The following is an 18,860-nucleotide window of genomic DNA, read 5'->3' on the forward strand; positions in this document are numbered from 1 at the left end:
AGCAGTGGCAGTGACACAGGAGCAGGCGGACTGGTTCGCCGGGGCGTTCACGCAGTTGGTGGCGAACGTCGATAAGGCGATCCTCGGCAAGGAACACAGCATCCGCCTGGTGATCACGGCCATGCTCTCCGGCGGCCACGTGCTGCTCGAAGACGTGCCGGGTACCGGCAAGACGGTGCTCGCCAAAGCGCTCGCCAACACGGTCGAGGGCACGCAGTCGCGCATCCAGTTCACCCCGGACCTGCTGCCGTCCGACGTCACGGGCGTCACGATCTACGACCAGTCCAGCGGCCGGTTCGAGTTCCATCCCGGACCGATCTTCGCGTCGGTGGTGCTCGCAGACGAGATCAACCGGGCGAGCCCGAAGACGCAGTCCGCGCTGCTCGAGGTGATGGAGGAGGGCGTCGTGACGGTGGACGGCGTCGGCCATCCCGTCGGCGCGCCGTTCATCGTGATCGCGACGCAGAACCCGGTCGAGCAGGCTGGAACGTACTCGCTGCCCGAGGCGCAGCTCGACCGCTTCCTGATCAAGACCTCGCTCGGCTACCCGGACCACGCGACGACCGTCGACCTGCTGCTCGACTCGTCGAACCGCTCCCGCGCGTCGGCCGTGCGACCGATCATCGCGTCCGACTCCGTCACGACGCTCGCCCAGCTGGCGTCCGAGGTGCACACCGATGCCAGCGTCATGGGGTACCTCAGCGAGATCGTCACCGCGACCCGCGACGACAAGGATGCGGCGCTCGGCGTGAGCATCCGCGGCGCCCTGGCGCTGGCACGTGCGGCGAAGACGTGGGCGATCTCGGCCGGGCGCACCTTCGTGACGCCGGACGACATCCGCGACCTGGCCCAGCCGGTGCTCGCTCACCGCGTCATCGTCGACCCGGAGTCGGAATTCGCGGGGGTGACAGCGGCCGACATCGTCGAGCGGGCCGTCGCCTCGGCCACACCGCCCGCCTATCGGGCAGCCTGAGCCTCCTCGCCTTCGTTTCTCCGTCCCGACCGACCCGACAGGATTCTGCAGCCATGACCACCGACAGCCCCGCTCGCGGACGGCGTCGTCGCACGCCCGGCGCCGATCAGGCGCGCATCGCGGCGGAGCTCGTCGGCGGCGCGGTCGCGCGCGCGGCCGGAGCGGTGACCTCGCGGGTCGCGCCCCTCGGTCGTGCGGTCGGTCGCCGCATAGCGCCGGTCGTCGGCGTTGTCAGCACCCTCGGCTGGATCGTGCTCGCCAGCGCAGCGGCCTCCATCGTCCTGGCGGTGTGGCTCGGATGGGCGGAGTTCGTCTACATCGCGGCCACGCTGCTTGCCGCGTTCGTGATCGCGGCCGCCTTCGTCTTCGGCCGCTCGACATACCGGGCCGGAATCGAGCTGAACCCGCGTCGCGTGGTCGCCGGCGGCAGGGCTCTCGGACGGCTGACCGTCGCCAACAGCGGATCGCGGCCGGTCCTGCCGACGCGGATGGAGCTGCCCGTCGGCGAGGGACAGGCCGACTTCACCATCCCGCGGCTCGCCCCCGGGGCCGAGACCGAAGAGCTGTTCGCCGTGCCCACCGAGCGGCGGGCACTCATCCTGGCCGGCCCCGCGCTGTCCGTGCGCGGTGACCAGTTGGGGCTGCTGCGCCGTACGAACCAGTGGACCGAGCAGATCGAGCTGTTCGTCCACCCGAAGACGGTGCGGCTCGCCGCAACGGCCCGCGGTCTCGTCCGCGACCTCGAGGGGCAGACCACCAAGGTCATCACCGACAGCGACCTCGCATTCCACGCCCTGCGCACCTACGAGCCGGGCGACGACATCCGGAACGTGCACTGGCGGACGTCCGCACGGACGGGGCAGCTGATGGTCCGGCAGTACCAGGAGACCCGCCGCTCGCAGCTGCTGCTGGCGTTCGACGCCGAGCGCTCGCACTTCGCCTCGGACGACGAATTCGAGCTCGGCGTCTCCGTCCTCGCCTCGGTCGGCTGCCAGGTGATCCGCGAGGAGACCGAAATCCGCGCCCTGTGGCAGGGCGGACCGATGCGCGCCGAGACGCCGACCGCCCTGCTCGACGACTCCTGCCGCATCCAGTCGGTGGATGGCGCGCACCCCACCCTGCGCGAGTTCCTGCGCCAGGCCACCCTGCGCCTGCCCGCTCCGAGCCTCGCAGTCACCGTGGTCGGATCACAGGTCGACGCGGCCGAGCTTCGCGGCGCGTCCGCGCTGTGGTCGGCCGACACGGAGACCATCGTGATCCGGGTCGACGAGGCCGCAGAGCCGCGCCTGACCCGGCTCGGGCGCTCGATGCTGATCACCGTCTCCGCTCTGCCCGAGTTGCCGTCCCTGCTGAAGCGAGCCGGTCGATGAGCGCGGCGACGGGCACAGGGTCCGACCGGCGACGGGACGCGCGCACGGCGGCCGCGACGACACCGCTCTTCGACTCCCTTTCGCGCACGACATGGATCGACGTCGCCGTCCTCACCGGCCTCAGCCTGCTCGCGGTCGCCGGATTCGAGCCGGCGTTCGGGCACTATGCTTTCGCTCCGGCGGCGATCGGCGGCATCGTGGTGGGCGGGGGAGTCGCGCTGCTCGGCCGGTTGCTGCGACTGTCCTGGCCGCTGACCACCGTCATCGCGCTGGCCGCCTACTTCCTGTTCGGCACGCCGCTCGCGCTTCCCGGCCAGGCGCTGTACGGGGTCCTGCCGTCGCTCGACAGTCTTTCCGACCTGGTCATCGGCGCTGTGTTCGGCTGGTCCGACGCGGTGACCCTGCAGGCTCCGCTCGAGGCGCCTCCGTACGTCGCGGTGGTGCCCTACGTCGCCGGGTGGCTGGTCACCCTGGTGTCCGTCACCCTCGCCGTCCGCTGGCTGCCGCGCGTGCGGCGTCCGTCCTCGGGTCGCGCGGCCGTACTGCTCGCCGGGCCGGCGCTGCTGCTGCTCGCGGCCATTCTGCTCGGTACCCGGGATGCGTTCTTCGCCGGGATACGCGGCGTCCTGTTCGCAGGGGTGGCTCTCGTGTGGCTCGCCTGGCGTCGCGCGCGCTTCGCGCGAGACCGTGTCGAGACCGACTCCGGGGTCCGGCGCAGCCGGGTGCTCGGGGGCGCCGCGGTCGTGCTCGGTGCGGTGCTCGTCGGAGCGCTGGCGGGGTCGGTGCTCGCGCCGCCGGCCGCCTCGCGATTCGTCGTGCGCGACGAGATCACGCCGCCGTTCGATCCGCTCGACTATCCGAGCCCTCTGGCCGGGTTCCGGAAGTACACGAAAGAACTGCAGAAGACCAAGCTCTTCACCGTCACCGGACTCAAACAGGGCCAGGTGATCCGGCTCGCCACCATGGACAGCTACGACGGCGTGGTCTGGTCCGTCGCGTCCCCGGGGAGCGACAGCGATGCGTCCGGCGCGTTCGAGCTGCTCGGCAGCACCATCCCGCGGCCACCGGTGTTCACGCCCGGTGCGTCGTCGACCGCCGCCATCGACGTCCTCGGCTACTCGGACGTGTGGCTGCCGACCCTCGGCTACACGAACACGCTCACGTTCGACGCGCACACCGGCCAGGACCCGACATCGACGGTGCGCGTCAACACCGCGACGGGAACGGCGGCCGTCACGAGTGGCGTGCGCAACGGCCTCGCCTATACGGTCGGGGCGACCGCGCAGAAGATCCCGAACGACCGGGCGCTCGCCAAGGTCCCGCCGGCCAAGCTGACACTCCCGTCGGTCACCAACGTCCCCGACGTGGTGTCGGCGAAAGCCGAGGAGTACGCCGGATCCGCCGACACGGCCATCCAGAAGCTGCGAAACATCGAGCGGTCGCTCAAGTCGCTCGGCTACCTCAGCCACGGGCGGGCGTCCGACCCGGTTCCCTCGCGCGCCGGTCAGGGCGCCGACCGCATGACCGACCTGCTCTCCAAGTCGCCGATGGTCGGCGACCAGGAGCAGTACGCGAGCGCCTTCGCGCTCATGGCCCGACGGCTCGGCTACCCGACCCGCGTCGTGATGGGCTTCGCGCCGAAGGTCTCGGGCAGCACCACCACGGTCACCGGCGATGACGTGACCGCCTGGGACGAGGTCGCCTTCGAGGGCGTCGGATGGGTGCCGTTCTTCCCGACGCCGACCAAGACGGATGCGCCGAAGAACCAGACCACGAAGCCGAAGCTCGAGCCGCAGCCGCAGGTCCGGCAGCCGCCGCCCGCCGATCCGCGCGCCGAAGACCTCCTGACGCCCGTCAAGACGAAGGACAACGACCCGAAAGACAAGGCGTCGGCGTTCCGTCTGCCGGTCTGGGCGTGGGTGGTGCTCGGGGTCATCGGGATCCCGCTGCTGGCCTACTTCATCCCCCTGCTGATCATCGCCGGACTCAAACGTCGGCGACGGCGCAAGCGCGAGAGCGCCGGGCCGCCCGACCGGCGCGCGGCCGGTGCCTGGGACGAGCTGACCGACGGATACGCCGAGCTGGGGCTCGCCGTCCCGGAGCGTGCCACGCGGCTCCAAGCCGCCGCCGCGCTCGAGGAGCAATCCGCCGCCCAGGAGCTCCCGGTCCCGGACGGCGGCCTCCGCGACCTGGCCCGGCACGTCGATGCGGCGGTGTTCGACGGCAGCGTGGTCGACGAGGAGCGGGTCCAGCATGCGTGGACGACAGCCGACGACGCCCTCACCCGTGCCACGAAGGCGGCCGGCCCGCTGCGCGCCCGGCTCGCGGCGTTCCGCTACCGACGCGCCCGCCGCGCGTGAGGCGGGCGCGCGCCGCGGACCCCTCGACCGGTCGTCCCGTTTCCGTATAGTGGGCGGCATGGACGACCGCGGGTTCATCGTTCCGCCACCTGGCCTCATCCCGTCACGGGCGTCCCAGCCGGCGCAGACACCGGCGCCCGCGCCCGCCGCCGAACGGATCGAAGCGGTCGCTCCCGGCCGGGCCTTGCCCGCCTTCACCCCGCCGCCCGGACCGAACGGCCCCGCCGCTCCTAACCGGCCCGTCTGGCGTCTCCTCCTGCCCGGCGGCCGGGCCGTGCCGCTGACCCGGGCCGTGCTCCTGGGCCGCAACCCGTCCCGAGGCGCGCACGCCGGCGACGCCGAGCCGATCGCGCTCGACGACCCGACCTCGACGGTGTCGAAGACGCACGCGCTGCTCGTCGTCGAGGGCGACACCCTGACCGTCACCGACCTCTATTCGACCAACGGCGTCGTCGTCGCCGGAACCCGCGCCCAGCCGGGAGAACCCGCCGCCGTGCCCGACGGCGCGGAGCTGCTCCTCGGCGACCTGAGCATCCGCGCAGAGCGCTCCTGACAGAGGCCCGCCCGCGATCGGGTGATACCCTGTCACTCGTGTACGCGGGTCTTCTCCTCCTTAGCCGCCGCGGCGAGTCCTAGTCTCAGGCCACTCTCGCCGCGGAGTCCGTCGACGGCTGATCCGTTCACACGCTAAGGAGTTCGTAAGAGCATGAGCAACCCCACCGGGCCACTGACACTGGCCGAGAAGGTCTGGAACGACCACCTGGTCGCCAAGGGCGAGGACGGCTCGCCCGACCTCATCTACATCGACCTGCACCTGGTCCACGAGGTCACCAGCCCGCAGGCCTTCGACGGCCTGCGCATGGCCGGCCGGCCGGTCCGCCGCCCCGACCTCACCATCGCGACAGAAGACCACAACACCCCGACGATCGGCATCGACAAGCCCATCGCCGACCTGACCAGCCGCACCCAGATCGAGACGCTGCGCCGCAACGCCGAGGAGTTCGGCATCCGCCTCCACTCGCTGGGCGACGTCGAGCAGGGCATCGTGCACGTCGTCGGCCCGCAGCTCGGCCTCACCATGCCGGGCATCACCGTCGTCTGCGGCGACTCGCACACATCCACCCACGGCGCGTTCGGCGCCATGGCGTTCGGCATCGGCACGAGCGAGGTCGAGCACGTGCTCGCCACCCAGACGCTCCCGCTCAAGCCGTTCAAAACCATGGCCATCACCGTCGAGGGCGAGCTGCGCCCCGGAGTGACCGCGAAGGACATCATCCTCGCCGTCATCGCCAAGATCGGCACCGGCGGAGGCCAGGGCTACGTGCTCGAGTACCGCGGCAGCGCCATCCGCTCGCTCTCCATGGAGGGCCGGATGACCATCTGCAACATGTCCATCGAGGCGGGTGCGCGCGCCGGGATGGTCGCCCCGGACGAGACGACGTTCGCCTACCTGAAGGGGCGTCCGCACGCTCCGGAGGGCGCCGACTGGGACGAGGCCGTCGCCTACTGGAAAACGCTCCAGACCGACGACGACGCGGTCTTCGACGCCGAGGTCTACCTCGACGCCGACGAGATCGAGCCGTTCGTCACCTGGGGCACCAACCCGGGCCAGGGCGTCTCGCTCAGCCAGCCCGTCCCGGACCCGGCCGCGATCGCCGACCCCAACGCGCGGGCCGCTGCCGAGCGCGCCCTGGAGTACATGGACCTCCAGCCGGGCACGCCGATGAAGAGCATCCCCGTGGATGCGGTGTTCATGGGCTCCTGCACGAACAGCCGGATCGAGGACCTCCGAGCCTTCGCGTCCATCATCAAGGGCAGGAAGAAGGCGGACGGCGTCCGCGTCATGGTCGTCCCCGGCTCGGCGCGCGTCCGCATCGAAGCCGAGGCCGAGGGGATCGACAAGATCGTCGAGGAGTTCGGCGGCGAGTGGCGTTTCGCCGGCTGCTCCATGTGCCTCGGCATGAACCCGGACCAGCTGGCGCCGGGGGAGCGCTGCGCCTCCACCTCCAACCGCAACTTCGAGGGCCGGCAGGGCAAGGGCGGCCGCACGCACCTGGTCTCGCCGCTCGTCGCGGCGGCCACGGCGATCCGCGGAACGCTCTCGAGCCCGTGGGACCTGGAAGCCGAAGGCGGCGACACGCCGCGCGATGGCGGCGCCGGCACGCGAATCGGAGAGAAGGTGGGCGCCTGATGGAGAAGTTCGAGACCGTCACCGGAACCGCCGTCCCGTTCCGGCGCTCCGACGTCGACACCGACCAGATCATCCCGGCGGTGTTCCTCAAGCGCGTCACCAAGACCGGCTTCGAGGACGCCCTGTTCTACGCCTGGCGCCAGGACCCGGACTTCATCCTCAACCGACCGGAGTACCAGGGCGCGACCGTGCTCGTCACGGGCCCCGATTTCGGCACGGGTTCGTCACGCGAACATGCCGTCTGGGCGCTCCGCGACTTCGGTTTCCGCGTGGTCCTGTGCCCTCGGTTCGCCGACATCTTCCGCGGCAACGCGGGCAAGCAGGGCCTGTTGACCGGCATCATCTCCGAAGAGGACGCCGAGCGGCTGTGGGGGGCGATCGAAGCCCAGCCGGGAATATCGGCGACGGTGGATCTGGTTGCCAAGACTGCGACCGTCGGTGAGGTCCAGGTGTCTTTCGACATCGACGACTACACTCGCTGGCGTTTGCTCGAAGGGCTGGACGACATCGCCCTCACCCTGCGCGACGAGGCGCGAATCTCCGAATACGAATCGGGCCGCGCGAGCTGGCGGCCCACGACCCTCCCGGTGAAACTTTGACATCTCTTCTTCAGGACGCACAGGCAGCAGGAGCACGCGTGGGCCTCAAGGGCGATCGCATCACGATCAACGGCGGACGCCCCCTCGAGGGCCGCATCGAGGTGCGCGGCGCCAAGAACTTCGTCACGAAGGCCATGGTCGCGGCGATCCTCGGCGAGAGCCCGAGCGTGCTCCGCAATGTGCCGGACATCTCCGATGTCCGCGTGGTGCGCGGCCTGCTCGAGGTCCACGGCGTCAAGGTGACCGACGGCGCCGAGGAGGGCGAGCTGCTGCTCGACCCGAGCGCGGTCGAGTCGGCGCACATGGCCGACATCGACGCGCACGCCGGCTCCAGCCGCATCCCGATCCTGTTCTGCGGCCCGCTGCTGCACCGCCTGGGCGAGGCGTTCATCCCCGACCTCGGCGGCTGCCGCATCGGCGACCGGCCGATCGACTACCACCTCGAGGTGCTGCGCAAGTTCGGCGCTGTCGTCGACAAGCTGCCCAGCGGCATCCGCATGACGGCCCCGAACGGCCTCCACGGCGCAAAGCTGGAGCTCCCGTACCCGAGCGTCGGGGCGACGGAGCAGGTGCTCCTCACCGCCGTGCGGGCGGACGGCATCACCGAGCTCAAGGGCGCGGCCATCGAGCCGGAGATCATGGATCTCATCAACGTGCTCCAGAAGATGGGCGCCGTGATCTCGGTCGACACCGACCGCGTGATCCGCATCGAGGGCGTCGACTCGCTCTCCGGCTACACCCACACCTCGCTGTTCGACCGCAATGAGGCCGCCAGCTGGGCTGCGGCCGCGCTCGCGACCGGCGGCGACATCTTCGTCGGCGGCGCACGGCAGCCCGAGATGCTCACATTCCTCAACGTCTTCCGCAAGGTCGGCGGCGCCTTCGAGATCCACGACGACGGCATCCGCTTCTACCACCCGGGCGGTGAGCTCAAGCCGGTCGTCATCGAGACGGACGTGCACCCCGGCTTCATGACGGACTGGCAGCAGCCGCTCGTCGTGGCGCTCACTAAGGCGTCCGGCGTGTCGATCGTCCACGAGACCGTGTACGAGCAGCGTTTCGGCTTCGTCGACGCGCTCATCGACATGGGCGCGAAGATCCAGGTCCACAAGGAGTGCCTCGGCGGCCACCCGTGCCGCTTCGGTCAGCGCAACTTCAACCACTCGGCCGTCATCATGGGCCCGGTGGAGCTGAAGGGCGCCGACATCGAGGTTCCGGACCTTCGCGGCGGCTTCAGCCACCTGATCGCGGCCCTGACCGCCGAGGGGCGCTCGACCGTGAGCAACGTCGGAATCATCAGCCGCGGCTACGAGAACTTCATCACGAAGCTGCAGCTGCTCGGCGCCGACTTCGTCCTCGAAGGCTGAACCGGCTCATCCGGCTGGTCCATCCCGTGCGGCATGCTCCGTGCGGGATGCCGGGTCACCGATAATGGGACGGTGCCAGAAACCGCTATGCCCGTGAAGAAGCAGCGCTCGGAGAAGAGCAGACCGTCGGTGTTCTGGGTTCTCGCCGGCCTCATCGTGCCGATCGGGAGCCTGCTCGCCCGCTTCCGGATCGTCGACGGCGACAAGTTCCCGCGGACCGGCGCGTTCATCCTGACGCCCAACCACTACAGCGAGATCGACCCGGTCATGATCGGGATGGTCGCGTGGAAGCTGGGGCGGCTGCCGCGGTTCCTCGCGAAGGAGAGCCTGTTCCACGTTCCGGTGCTGGGATGGTTCCTGCGGCGGTCGGGCCAGGTCCCCGTCTCGCGCGGAGGCAGCGCCCGCGGCTCGGCGCCGCTCGAGGCGGCGCAGAAGATCGCCGACGAGGGACGGATCGTCGTCATCTATCCCGAGGGCTCGCTCAGCCGCGACCCGGACATGTGGCCGATGCGCGGCAAGACCGGGGCCGCCCGGATGGCCCTCGAGCACGACCTCCCGGTCATCCCGATCGCGCACTGGGGAACCCAGCAGGTGATGGCGCGCTACGCGAAGAAGATCAGCTGGTTCCCGCGCAAGACCATCGACGTCAAGGTGGGCGACCCGGTCGACCTGTCGGCGTTCCGCGGCAGGCCGCTCGACAACTCCACGCTCACCGAGGCGACAGCGGTCATCATGGATGCGATCACCGCTCTGCTCGAAGACCTGCGCGGCGAGAAGGCCCCGGCCGAGCGCTGGGATCCGTCGCAGCACAACCAGAAGGAGACCGGCCGCTTCGATGGCTAAAGCAGTGAAGGCTCCCATCGCGCGTCCCCGCCGCATCGCCGTGCTCGGCGCCGGCAGCTGGGGCACCACGTTCGCGAAGATCCTCGCCGACGGCGGGTCCGACGTCGTGCTCTGGGCGCGTCGTCCGGAGCTCGCCCGCGAGATCAACGAGGTGAAGCGCAACAGCGACTACCTCGAAGGCATCAACCTCCCGCGGAACCTCCGTGCCACCAGCCGCCTCGGTGAGGCGATGAGCGGTGCGGAGCAGGTGTTCGTCTCCATCCCCAGTCAGACGCTCCGCTCGAACCTCGAGGCGATGATCCCGTACCTGAGTCCGGAGACGGTCGTCGTCAGCCTGATGAAGGGCGTCGAGAAGGGCACCGGGCTGCGGATGAGCGAGGTCATCGCTCAGGGGCTGCCGATCGACGTGGAGCGCATCGCGGTGGCGTCCGGCCCGAACCTGGCGCTGGAGATCGCGCGCGAGCAGCCCACGGCGGCCGTCGTGTCGTCGGCCAGCCTGGAGACGGCGCAGGCTGTGGCCATCGCGGCGACCAACCGCTACTTCCGGAGCTTCGTCAACACCGATGTCATCGGCACGGAGTTCGGGGGCGTGCTGAAGAACCTGATCGCCGTCGCGATCGGCATCGTGGACGGCGTCGGCTACGGCGAGAACACGAAGGCGTCGATCATCACGCGCGGCCTGGTCGAGATGACGGACTTCGCCGTTGCCTACGGCGCACAGGCCGAGACGCTGTCCGGCCTCGCAGGCTTGGGCGACCTGATCGCCACGTGCGAGTCGTCGCTGAGCCGCAACAACACGGCGGGCCGGCTGCTCGGCCAGGGATACGGCTTCCACGACGTCGTGAAGCAGATGAACCAGACGGCGGAGGGTCTCGCGTCCGTCGCGCCGATCCTGCACCTCGCCGAGGCGCGCGGGGTGGAGATGCCGATCGTCCGTCAGGTGAGCCAGGTGCTCGCCGGTACGCTCGATCCGAAAGACATCGCACCGCATCTCACGACGGATTCGGACGAGCCGCAGGGCGAAAGGACAACGGATGACGGACAAGGTCGCGGTCGCGCTTCTCTTTGGGGGTCGCTCAAGCGAGCATTCGATCAGCTGCGCGACGGCGGCGGGCGTCCTTGAGGCGATCGACCGCGACAAGTACGACGTGATCCCGATCGGGATCACGCACGACGGCGCCTTCACGCTGCAGCCGGACGACGCATCGCTCTTCGCGCTGAACGCCGAGAAGCTGCCAGAGGTCGAAGACAACGGCTCGCGCATCCTGTGGCCGGACAGCGTCGCAACGCGCGAGCTGACGGTCATCGACCGCGACGGCGGCCGCTCGTCTCTCGGCGACGTCGACATCGTGTTCCCGATCCTCCACGGCCCGTGGGGAGAGGACGGCACCCTGCAGGGGATGCTCGAGCTCGTCGGGCTTCCGTACGTCGGCAGCGGTGTGCTCGCCAGTGCCCTGGGGATGGACAAGCACTTCACCAAGACCGTGCTGCAGCAGGCCGGCATCCCCGTGGCGCCCTGGGTGACGGTCAGCGCCTACGAGTGGAGCACCGACGCCGACTCCGTGCGCGAGGCCGCGCGCGAGCTGGGTCTCCCCGCGTTCGTCAAGCCCGCCCGGGCCGGTTCGAGCGTCGGCGTGACGAAAGTGAAGGACTGGTCGGAGCTCGACGCCGCGATGGAGATCGCACTGGCCGAGGACGACCGCGTGCTCATCGAGTCGATGGTCACCGGCCGCGAGGTCGAGATCGCCGTCCTCGGCGGACGGCCCGGCGAGCCTGCGCGAGCGTCGGTCGCCGGCGAGATCGTCGTCAGCGGACGCGACTTCTACGACTTCGCAGCGAAGTACCTGGACGCACCGGGCATCGACCTGGTCTGCCCGGCCGACCTCACGGACGCGCAGCTGGCCGAGATGCGCGAACTCGCCATCCGCGGCTTCGACGCCATCGGCGGGGAAGGGCTCGCGCGCGTCGACTTCTTCCTGACGGCCGACGGCTTCGTCATCAACGAGATCAACACCATGCCGGGCTTCACCCCGATCTCGATGTTCCCGCGATGCTGGCAGGAGTCAGGGCTGAGCTACCCGGCGCTGATCGACGAGCTCATCCAGGTCGCCCTCGCGCGCGCCGCCTGAGCGCGGGGACGCGAACCCGGCCGGCTCAGGGACTCGGCCTCGCGGTCGGGTCGGTGTCGAGCGTGGACAGGCACTTCTGCGTCTGCTTGACGGTGGAGACGGCGCTGGCGAACTCGGGCAGCACGGACGAGTCGGAGACGCCCGAAACGTGGTCGATGATGACCTCCGTCGCCGGCACGCGGCCGAAGGTCTGGTAGACGATCGTCTTAGCGGCCGGGTCCGTCATGAGCACCCAGTCGACGCCGTTGACGTTGACGCACGGCTTCGTCGTCGCCCCGATCGGCGGAACGCCGCAGCGCAGGATGACGGCAGCCGGATCGCCCCAGGCGCCGGTCGCCTGCGCATCCGTCTCGCGCTTCGCCTTATCGGCGACCGAGTCGGGCAGGCGAACGCTGATCTCGGCGCAACCGGGCGCGTTGCTGTTCGCGGCGGGGTCGAGGGAGACGGTGGGCGCGCAGCCCGCGAGGAGCAGGGCGGCGCCTGCGAGCAGGACGGCCGGGAGGGCGCGGCGACGGGACTTCATCGGTTTCAGGCTACCGTTTCAGATCATGGGAATCTCTGGGAGCGACGCGGCCGGCATCACCATCGGGGAGGCGTCGGAGCGGGAGGCGCTCAAGCGCATCTTCCCGCGGCTCCCGGACTCGAGCGCCACGCTCGTCGGACCGGGTGACGACGCGGCGGTGCTCGCCGCGCCGGACGGGCGCTTCGTGGTGACGACGGACATGATGGTCCACGGCCCGGACTTCCGGCTCGCGTGGTCGGGCCCGGCGGACCTCGGCTGGAAGGCCGCGGCGACGAACCTGTCGGACGTGGCGGCGATGGGCGCAGTCCCGACCGCCTTGGTCGTCGCCATCGCCGCGCCGCCGGAGACTCCGGTGGCGTGGCTGGAGGGCGTCGCCGACGGCTTCCGGCTCGCGTGCACCGAGCTGGCTCCCGGGTGCGGCGTGGTCGGAGGCGACCTGTCGGTGTCCCAGACGCTGACCATCGCGGTGACGGCGTTCGGCGACCTCGGCGGACGCCGTCCGGTGCTCCGCAGCGGCGCGCGCCCTGGCGATGTCGTGGCCGTCTCCGGGGCCCTCGGGCAGGCGGCTGCCGGCCTGCGCACGCTGTTCACGGACGCGGTGGATGCGGCGGGAGAGCCGGATTCCGCGCGTCTCGCGGCCGTCGTGGCCGCGCATCCCGATACCGTCTCGGCTCAGCTGCGGCCGCGTCCGCCGATCGCCGACGGACCGCTCGCGGCCGACGCCGGTGCGACGGCGATGCTCGACCTGAGCGACGGCCTGGCGCTGGACGCCCGGCGCGTCGCCGAGGCGAGCGGCGTGGCGATCGACCTCGACCCCGCCGCCCTGGGCTCCGACCCGCGGACGGCCCTCACCGGGGGAGAGGACCACGGCCTCCTCGCCACCTTCCCGTCCGGCACACCCCTCCCCGGCGGCTTCCGCCCGATCGGCACCGTCCGCGACGGCGCGGGCCTCCTCGTCGCCGGCACCCCCTTCGACGAGCGCGGAGGCTGGGACCCCTACCTCGAATGGGACGGCCGCCGCGGCTGACCCACCCCCGCCGCCCATCCGCGCCTCCGCGCTCACCCCACCGTCGAGTCCGCGAATTTTGCACGCTCGTAGCGCAAATCGTGTGCAAAATGTGCGGACTCGACGGTGGGCGGAGCCACGGGAAGAGGGCTAGGGGCGGAGAGGGGCGAGCCAGTGGATGGCGGTCTCGCCGTAGGACTTGCGGCGCACGAGGGCGAGTCCGTCGGGGAGGCTCGGGTCCGGCGTGCGTGCGCTCCGCTCGACGCAGACCTCGGCGTCGTCGGAGAGCAGCGGCTGCAAGGCGGTGAGCACGGCGAGCAGCTCCGCATCCGGAACGTCGTAGGGCGGGTCGATGAACACGACATCGAAGGGCCCGCGGGCACCGGCGAGGTAGGACTGCACCGTGGAGGGCCGCACGTCGATCTCCGGGACGGCGACCCGAGCAGCCCGCGCCGCCGACACGACCGCCGCGGCGTTCCGCTTGCAGACCTGCGCCGCCGCCGCGCCCTTCTCGACGAGAACGACGGAGGCGGCGCCGCGGCTGGCGGCCTCCAGCCCCAGCGCGCCCGATCCGGCGTAGAGGTCGAGCACCCGGGCTCCGTGCAGCGCGTCGCGCGCATCCAGCGCGGAGAAGATGGCCTCGCGCACCCGGTCGCTGGTGGGGCGGGTGCCGCTCTTCGGCACCTGGAGGCTGAGCGAGCCGGCGAATCCGGAGACGATGCGGGTCATGGCCCCCCGAGCCTAGCGTCGGCACCCGGAGTGCCGCCAAGATATGGGGATGGAGGAACGCCTGGAGCAGGCAGAGCTCGACGCCCTGTGGCTCCCCGGTGACCCGATCGCCTCCGCAGAACGGCTGGCCGCCGCTGCCGCCGAACCGGACCGGTCGGAGGTCGTCCGGGCCGAGCTCGAGACGCAGCGCGCCCGCGCGCTCGGGCTGCAGGGGCGGTTCGACGAGGCGGAGGCCCTGCTGGAGTCGCTCGAGCCCGCAGCCGGCGTGCTGGAGGTCCGCGTGCTGCTCGAACGGGGCAGGCTCCGGACGGCAGCCGGTCGATGGAGGGAGGCCGTGCCCGTTCTGGAGGCCGCCCTGCGTGCCGCCCGCCGGGACGGCGACGTGTCTCTCGCCGTCGAATCCGCTCTGGTACTCGCCGACGCGGACCGGCCCCGGGCACTGCAATGGATCGAGGAGGGTCTCTCCGACCTCGCCGCGACCGGCGACCCCCGCACCCTCCGCTGGGGCGTCGTGCTCCACGACCTGCGCGGCTGGGCGCTGCTGCGGGACGGGGATGCGGCCGCGGCTCTCGCCTCGTTCGAGGATGCGGTGGAGTACGCCGAGGCGTACGGCACCCTCGACCAGCAGTTCGCCGCGCAGTGGGCGTACGGTCGCTGCCTCCGCGAGCTGGGCCGTAAGGCCGAGGCGCGCGAGATCCAGCGTCGGCTCGCCTCGGAGCGTCCCGGCGAACCGGCCGTCGCGTCGGAGCTGGCGGAACTGGACGCGCCGGACGCCCCGGCCGGCCGGCCCGACGACACACCCCCCGACGACGGAATGCCGGAGGGGAAGCATACGATCGAGTCATGACCTCCGTCCCCGCCCCGGCCGGCTCCGGGTCCGCCGGCTCCGGGTCCGCCGACGCGGGCTCCATCGGCCTCGACACCCGGCTGACCGGCGTCCTCGGCGGCCGCACGGCCTCGGCGTTCGAGAAGGCCTTCGGGATGCGCACGGTCGCCGATCTGCTCAGCCACTTCCCTCGGCGCTACGCGAAGCGCGGCGAGCTGACGGCGCTGGCGAACCTGCCGCTGGACGAGAACGTGACGATCATCGCCGAGGTGCTGCGCGTGCAGGAGCGCCCGATGCGTGCGAGGCGCGGAAGCATCCTGGAGGTGAAGATCTCGGACGGCGAGGGCATCCTGACCCTCACCTTCTTCAACCAGGCATGGCGTTCGCGCGAGCTCCTTCCGGGCGTGCGCGGAATCTTCGCCGGCAAGGTGTCCGCGTACCGCGGCGCCTTGCAGCTCGCGCATCCCGACTATGAGCTGTTCGAGCCGGATGCGGAGAATGCGGTGATCCCCGGCAGCACGGCCGCGAAGGAGTGGGCGCAGACGCCCATCCCGATCTACCCCGCGACAGGGACCGTGGCGAGCTGGCAGGTGCAGAAGGCCGTCGCTCTGGCGCTCGACGCCCTCGGGCCGGTGCCCGACCCGGTGCCGGATGCGATCGTCGTCGAGCGCGGCCTGGTGCCGTACCGCGATGCGCTCGAGGGCATCCACCGGCCGCAGAAGGACGCGCAGTGGCAGCGCGCTCGCGACACGCTGCGGTTCCAGGAGGCGTTCGTCCTCCAGGCCGCGCTGCTGCAGCAGCGTGCGGCGTCGCGGGAGGCCGCCGCGACATCGCGTGTGGCCGTTCCCGGCGGGCTCCTCGAACGGTTCGACGCGGCGCTGCCCTTCTCTCTCACGGGCGACCAGGATGTGGTGGGCGGCGAGATCGCACGCGACCTGGCCGGCACGGCGGCGATGCACCGGCTGGTGCAGGGCGAGGTCGGCTCCGGCAAGACGCTCGTCGCCCTCCGTGCCATGCTCGCCGTCGCCGACTCCGGCGGCCAGTCGGCCCTGCTCGCTCCGACCGAGGTGCTCGCCGCGCAGCACCTGCGCTCGATCGCCGCGATGCTCGGCCCCGACCTCTCGGCGCAGCTCATGCCGACCCTCCTCACGGGCCAGCTCTCCACCGCCGAGCGGAAGCGCGCGCTCCTGCGGACGGTGTCCGGGCAGGCGCGCATCGTCGTCGGAACGCACGCGCTCCTCGGCGACGCGGTCACCTTCTTCGACCTGGGACTGGTCGTCGTCGACGAACAGCACCGCTTCGGCGTCGAGCAGCGGGAGGCGCTGCGGGCAAAGGGCGGCACCCCGCCGCACGTGCTGGTCCTCACCGCGACGCCCATCCCGCGCACGGTCGCGATGACCGTCTTCGGCGACCTGGATGTGTCGACGATCGCGCAGCTCCCCGCCGGCCGGCAGGGCATCGAGAGCTTCGTCGTGCCGCTCGCCGACCGCCCCGGATGGGAGCGCCGGATCTGGGAGCGCGCGTCGGAGGAGATCGCGAAGGGCCGCCAAGTGTTCGTCGTCTGCCCGGCGATCTCGGGCAAGGACGCCGAGGACGATGGCGAGGAACCGGAGCCCGACGAGCCGGAGGGCGACGGCGCCCCGCCCCGGCCGATCGCGAACGTGGAGGCCGTCGCCGCGCAGGTGCGCGCCGACCCGCTCTTCGCCGGCTCGCGGATCGGCGTGCTGCACGGCCGCCTTCCGTCCGATGAGAAGGACGAGGTCATGCGCGCGTTCGCGGCCGGCGACATCGACCTGCTGATCGCGACGACGGTCATCGAGGTCGGGGTCAACGTGCCGAACGCCTCGGCCATGGTCGTGATGGATGCGGACCGCTTCGGCGTCTCGCAGCTCCACCAGCTGCGCGGCCGGGTCGGCCGCGGCGACATCCCGGGCCTCTGCCTCCTGGTCACCTCGGCCGAGCAGGGGAGCCTGGCGCGCGAGCGGGTGGAGGCCGTCGCTGCGACGCTCGACGGCTTCGAGCTGGCCAACATCGATCTGGAGCTGCGCCGCGAGGGCGATGTGCTCGGCAGCCGTCAGTCGGGCGGGCGCTCGTCGCTCCGGCTGCTGCGGGTCGCGACGGACGGCGAGCTGATCTCGGAGGCGCGGGTCGCCGCGGAGGAAACGCTCGAGGCGGATCCGTCGCTCGCCGCGCATCCCGCTCTCGCCGCGGCGCTGGCCCGGCGGCTCGACGAGAGCGAGCGCGCGTTCCTCGGCAAAGCCTGAGTCGCGCGGACGAAACCCGTTGGTAACGGATTCACAACGAAATGCCGGGAACCGCGGGATAGTCTGGAGGTCTATGAACAGGATCGCCGTTGTCCCTGGATCGTTCGACCCGGTCACTCTCGGGCACCTCGATGTGATCGAGCGTGCAGCCGGTCTGTGGGACGAGGTCCACGTCGTGGTGGTCCACAATCCGGACAAGTCGGCGCTGCTGCCCATCGCGCAGCGCGTGGCCCTGCTGGAGCGGTCGATCGAGGATGCCGGCATCGTCGGCAACATCGTCATCGCCTCCTGGTCCATGGGGCTGCTCGTGGACTACTGCACCGATGTCGGCGCCCACGTGCTGGTGAAGGGCATCCGCTCGCAGGTGGATGTCGCCTACGAGACGCCGATGGCCATCGTGAACCGACACCTGGCCGACGTCGAGACCGTCTTCCTGCTGCCGAACCCGGCGAACGCTCACGTCTCCAGCTCGCTGGTGCGCCAGGTGTCCGCGCTCGGCGGCGACGTGAGCCCGTACGTGCCGCCGGCCGTGCACGAGTACCTCCAAGAGACCTAGCGGGGGAGTCATGAACAGTTACGCGACGCGCCAGCCCACCGAATCCTCCGTCGCGCCCGAGGAGGAGCCGGGGGATGCCACCCGCATGGACCTCGACGAGCTGAGGCGCGCCGCGGAGCAGATCACCGCCAATGTGGAGTCCGTCATCGACGGCAAGCACGAGGCCGTGCAGACCGCCCTGGTGGTGCTGCTCGCCGAGGGGCACCTGCTGATCGAGGACGTCCCCGGCGTCGGCAAGACCATGCTGGCGAAGTCGCTGGCGAAGTCGGTCGACTGCACGGTCAGCCGCATCCAGTTCACGCCGGACCTCCTGCCGAGCGACGTCACCGGCGTCTCCGTCTACAACCAGGCGGAGCGCCGGTTCGAGTTCAAGCCGGGCGCGATCTTCGCGAACATCGTCATCGGCGACGAGATCAACCGGGCGAGCCCGAAGACGCAGTCCGCGCTGCTGGAGTGCATGGAGGAGCGCCAGGTCACGGTCGACGGCTCGACCTACCCGCTCGCCGCCCCGTTCATCGTGGTCGCCACGCAGAACCCGGTCGAGATGGAGGGCACGTACGCGCTGCCGGAGGCGCAGCGCGACCGTTTCATGGCCCGGATCGCCATGGGGTACCCGGACGAGGGCTCGGAGCTCGCCATGTTGACGACGCGCGACACGTCGAGTCCGTTGTCGCGCATCCGCCCGGTGGTCACCTCCGACGAGCTGCGCGCCATGATGGTGACGGCCCGTGCGGTGTTCGCCTCGACACCGGTCAAACAGTACGCGGTCGACCTGGTGCGGGCCACGCGCGAGGACCGCGACCTGCGGCTCGGTGCGAGCCCGCGTGCCACGCTCCAGCTGATCCGCGCGGCGAAGGCGATGGCGGCTCTCGCCGGCCGCGACTTCGTCCTCCCCGACGATGTGGATGCACTGGCTGTGCCGGTGCTCGGCCACCGGCTCCTGCCGACCAGCCGGGCGCTCGGACACCACCATGAGAGCGCGCCGGTGATCGCTGACATCGTCCGGCGGATCGTCGCGTCGACGCCGGTGCCGGTCGGTTCCGGTTCTTCGGTCGGCCCCGGCGCTTCCGTCCGCCCCAACTCTTCCGTCGGCTCAGGCGCACCGGGCGCCACGGGACGCTGAC

17 protein-coding genes are annotated in these 18,860 nt (G+C 71.1%); 15 read left to right on the forward strand and 2 right to left on the reverse strand.

Annotated features, from left to right (window positions below):
- Nucleotides 1-10 precede the first annotated feature (10 nt).
- The 10 genes from J2Y42_RS11825 to J2Y42_RS11870 all read left to right on the forward strand — a co-directional run bounded on the left by J2Y42_RS11825 (nt 11) and on the right by J2Y42_RS11870 (nt 11,832).
- Entirely contained in the window at nt 11-973 is a 963-nt protein-coding gene (locus J2Y42_RS11825) for an AAA family ATPase (protein ID WP_309859529.1), read from the forward strand.
- Between the two features lie 53 nt (nt 974-1,026).
- Nucleotides 1,027-2,343 (forward strand): DUF58 domain-containing protein, encoded by a 1,317-nt coding sequence (locus J2Y42_RS11830; RefSeq protein WP_309858706.1) that lies wholly within the window; start codon nt 1,027-1,029, stop codon nt 2,341-2,343.
- The gene (locus J2Y42_RS11835; RefSeq protein WP_309858711.1) at nt 2,340-4,703 is read left to right on the forward strand and encodes a transglutaminase-like domain-containing protein; all 2,364 of its coding nucleotides are present in this window, start codon (nt 2,340-2,342) and stop codon (nt 4,701-4,703) included. The genes J2Y42_RS11830 and J2Y42_RS11835 overlap by 4 nt, the downstream gene beginning before the upstream one ends.
- Nucleotides 4,704-4,761: 58 nt before the next feature.
- A complete protein-coding gene (locus J2Y42_RS11840) occupies nt 4,762-5,256 on the forward strand; it encodes an FHA domain-containing protein (protein WP_309858713.1) in 495 nt (164 codons plus the stop codon).
- Nucleotides 5,257-5,409: 153 nt separating this feature from the next.
- The gene (gene leuC, locus J2Y42_RS11845; protein ID WP_309858716.1) at nt 5,410-6,894 is read left to right on the forward strand and encodes a 3-isopropylmalate dehydratase large subunit; all 1,485 of its coding nucleotides are present in this window, start codon (nt 5,410-5,412) and stop codon (nt 6,892-6,894) included.
- Nucleotides 6,894-7,493, forward strand: coding sequence for a 3-isopropylmalate dehydratase small subunit (gene leuD, locus J2Y42_RS11850; RefSeq protein WP_309858720.1), 600 nt, complete (start codon nt 6,894-6,896; stop codon nt 7,491-7,493). Before leuC ends, leuD begins: the two co-directional genes overlap by 1 nt.
- Nucleotides 7,490-8,860, forward strand: a complete 1,371-nt coding sequence (gene murA / locus J2Y42_RS11855; protein WP_166645316.1) for a UDP-N-acetylglucosamine 1-carboxyvinyltransferase — start codon at nt 7,490-7,492, stop codon at nt 8,858-8,860. Before leuD ends, murA begins: the two co-directional genes overlap by 4 nt.
- 87 nt (nt 8,861-8,947) lie before the next feature.
- Nucleotides 8,948-9,703 (forward strand): 1-acyl-sn-glycerol-3-phosphate acyltransferase, encoded by a 756-nt coding sequence (locus J2Y42_RS11860; protein WP_018190654.1) that lies wholly within the window; start codon nt 8,948-8,950, stop codon nt 9,701-9,703.
- Entirely contained in the window at nt 9,696-10,826 is a 1,131-nt protein-coding gene (locus J2Y42_RS11865) for an NAD(P)H-dependent glycerol-3-phosphate dehydrogenase (protein WP_309858727.1), read from the forward strand. The genes J2Y42_RS11860 and J2Y42_RS11865 overlap by 8 nt, the downstream gene beginning before the upstream one ends.
- Nucleotides 10,738-11,832: a D-alanine--D-alanine ligase family protein gene (locus J2Y42_RS11870; protein WP_309858731.1), complete on the forward strand. Its 1,095-nt coding sequence runs from the start codon at nt 10,738-10,740 to the stop codon at nt 11,830-11,832. Before J2Y42_RS11865 ends, J2Y42_RS11870 begins: the two co-directional genes overlap by 89 nt.
- A 25-nt stretch (nt 11,833-11,857) precedes the next feature.
- Here J2Y42_RS11870 and J2Y42_RS11875 read toward each other — a convergent pair whose 3' ends face one another.
- The gene (locus J2Y42_RS11875) at nt 11,858-12,355 is read right to left on the reverse strand and encodes a DUF3515 family protein (RefSeq protein ID WP_309858733.1); all 498 of its coding nucleotides are present in this window, start codon (nt 12,353-12,355) and stop codon (nt 11,858-11,860) included.
- A 25-nt stretch (nt 12,356-12,380) separates the two neighbouring features.
- Here J2Y42_RS11875 and thiL point away from each other — a divergent pair, with 25 nt between their 5' ends.
- Nucleotides 12,381-13,382, forward strand: a complete 1,002-nt coding sequence (gene thiL, locus J2Y42_RS11880; RefSeq protein WP_309858735.1) for a thiamine-phosphate kinase — start codon at nt 12,381-12,383, stop codon at nt 13,380-13,382.
- 129 nt (nt 13,383-13,511) lie between these two features.
- Here thiL and rsmD read toward each other — a convergent pair whose 3' ends face one another.
- Nucleotides 13,512-14,090, reverse strand: a complete 579-nt coding sequence (rsmD, locus tag J2Y42_RS11885; protein WP_309858737.1) for a 16S rRNA (guanine(966)-N(2))-methyltransferase RsmD — start codon at nt 14,088-14,090, stop codon at nt 13,512-13,514.
- A 49-nt stretch (nt 14,091-14,139) separates the two neighbouring features.
- Between rsmD and J2Y42_RS11890 the strand changes: the two genes are divergently transcribed.
- From J2Y42_RS11890 to J2Y42_RS11905, 4 genes are all read left to right on the forward strand, one after another.
- Nucleotides 14,140-14,937 carry a tetratricopeptide repeat protein gene (locus J2Y42_RS11890; protein WP_309858740.1) on the forward strand — a complete coding sequence of 266 codons (798 nt, stop codon included), beginning with the start codon at nt 14,140-14,142 and terminating at the stop codon, nt 14,935-14,937.
- A complete protein-coding gene (locus tag J2Y42_RS11895) occupies nt 14,934-17,180 on the forward strand; it encodes an ATP-dependent DNA helicase RecG (protein ID WP_309858742.1) in 2,247 nt (748 codons plus the stop codon). Before J2Y42_RS11890 ends, J2Y42_RS11895 begins: the two co-directional genes overlap by 4 nt.
- A gap of 73 nt (nt 17,181-17,253) precedes the next feature.
- A complete protein-coding gene (gene coaD / locus J2Y42_RS11900; RefSeq protein ID WP_309858745.1) occupies nt 17,254-17,736 on the forward strand; it encodes a pantetheine-phosphate adenylyltransferase in 483 nt (160 codons plus the stop codon).
- Between the two features lie 10 nt (nt 17,737-17,746).
- Nucleotides 17,747-18,859 (forward strand): MoxR family ATPase, encoded by a 1,113-nt coding sequence (locus J2Y42_RS11905; RefSeq protein ID WP_309858748.1) that lies wholly within the window; start codon nt 17,747-17,749, stop codon nt 18,857-18,859.
- Nucleotide 18,860: the final 1 nt, after the last annotated feature.

Origin of the sequence: Leifsonia sp. 1010 (assembly GCF_031455295.1) — a bacterium.
Lineage (GTDB): Bacteria > Actinomycetota > Actinomycetes > Actinomycetales > Microbacteriaceae > Leifsonia.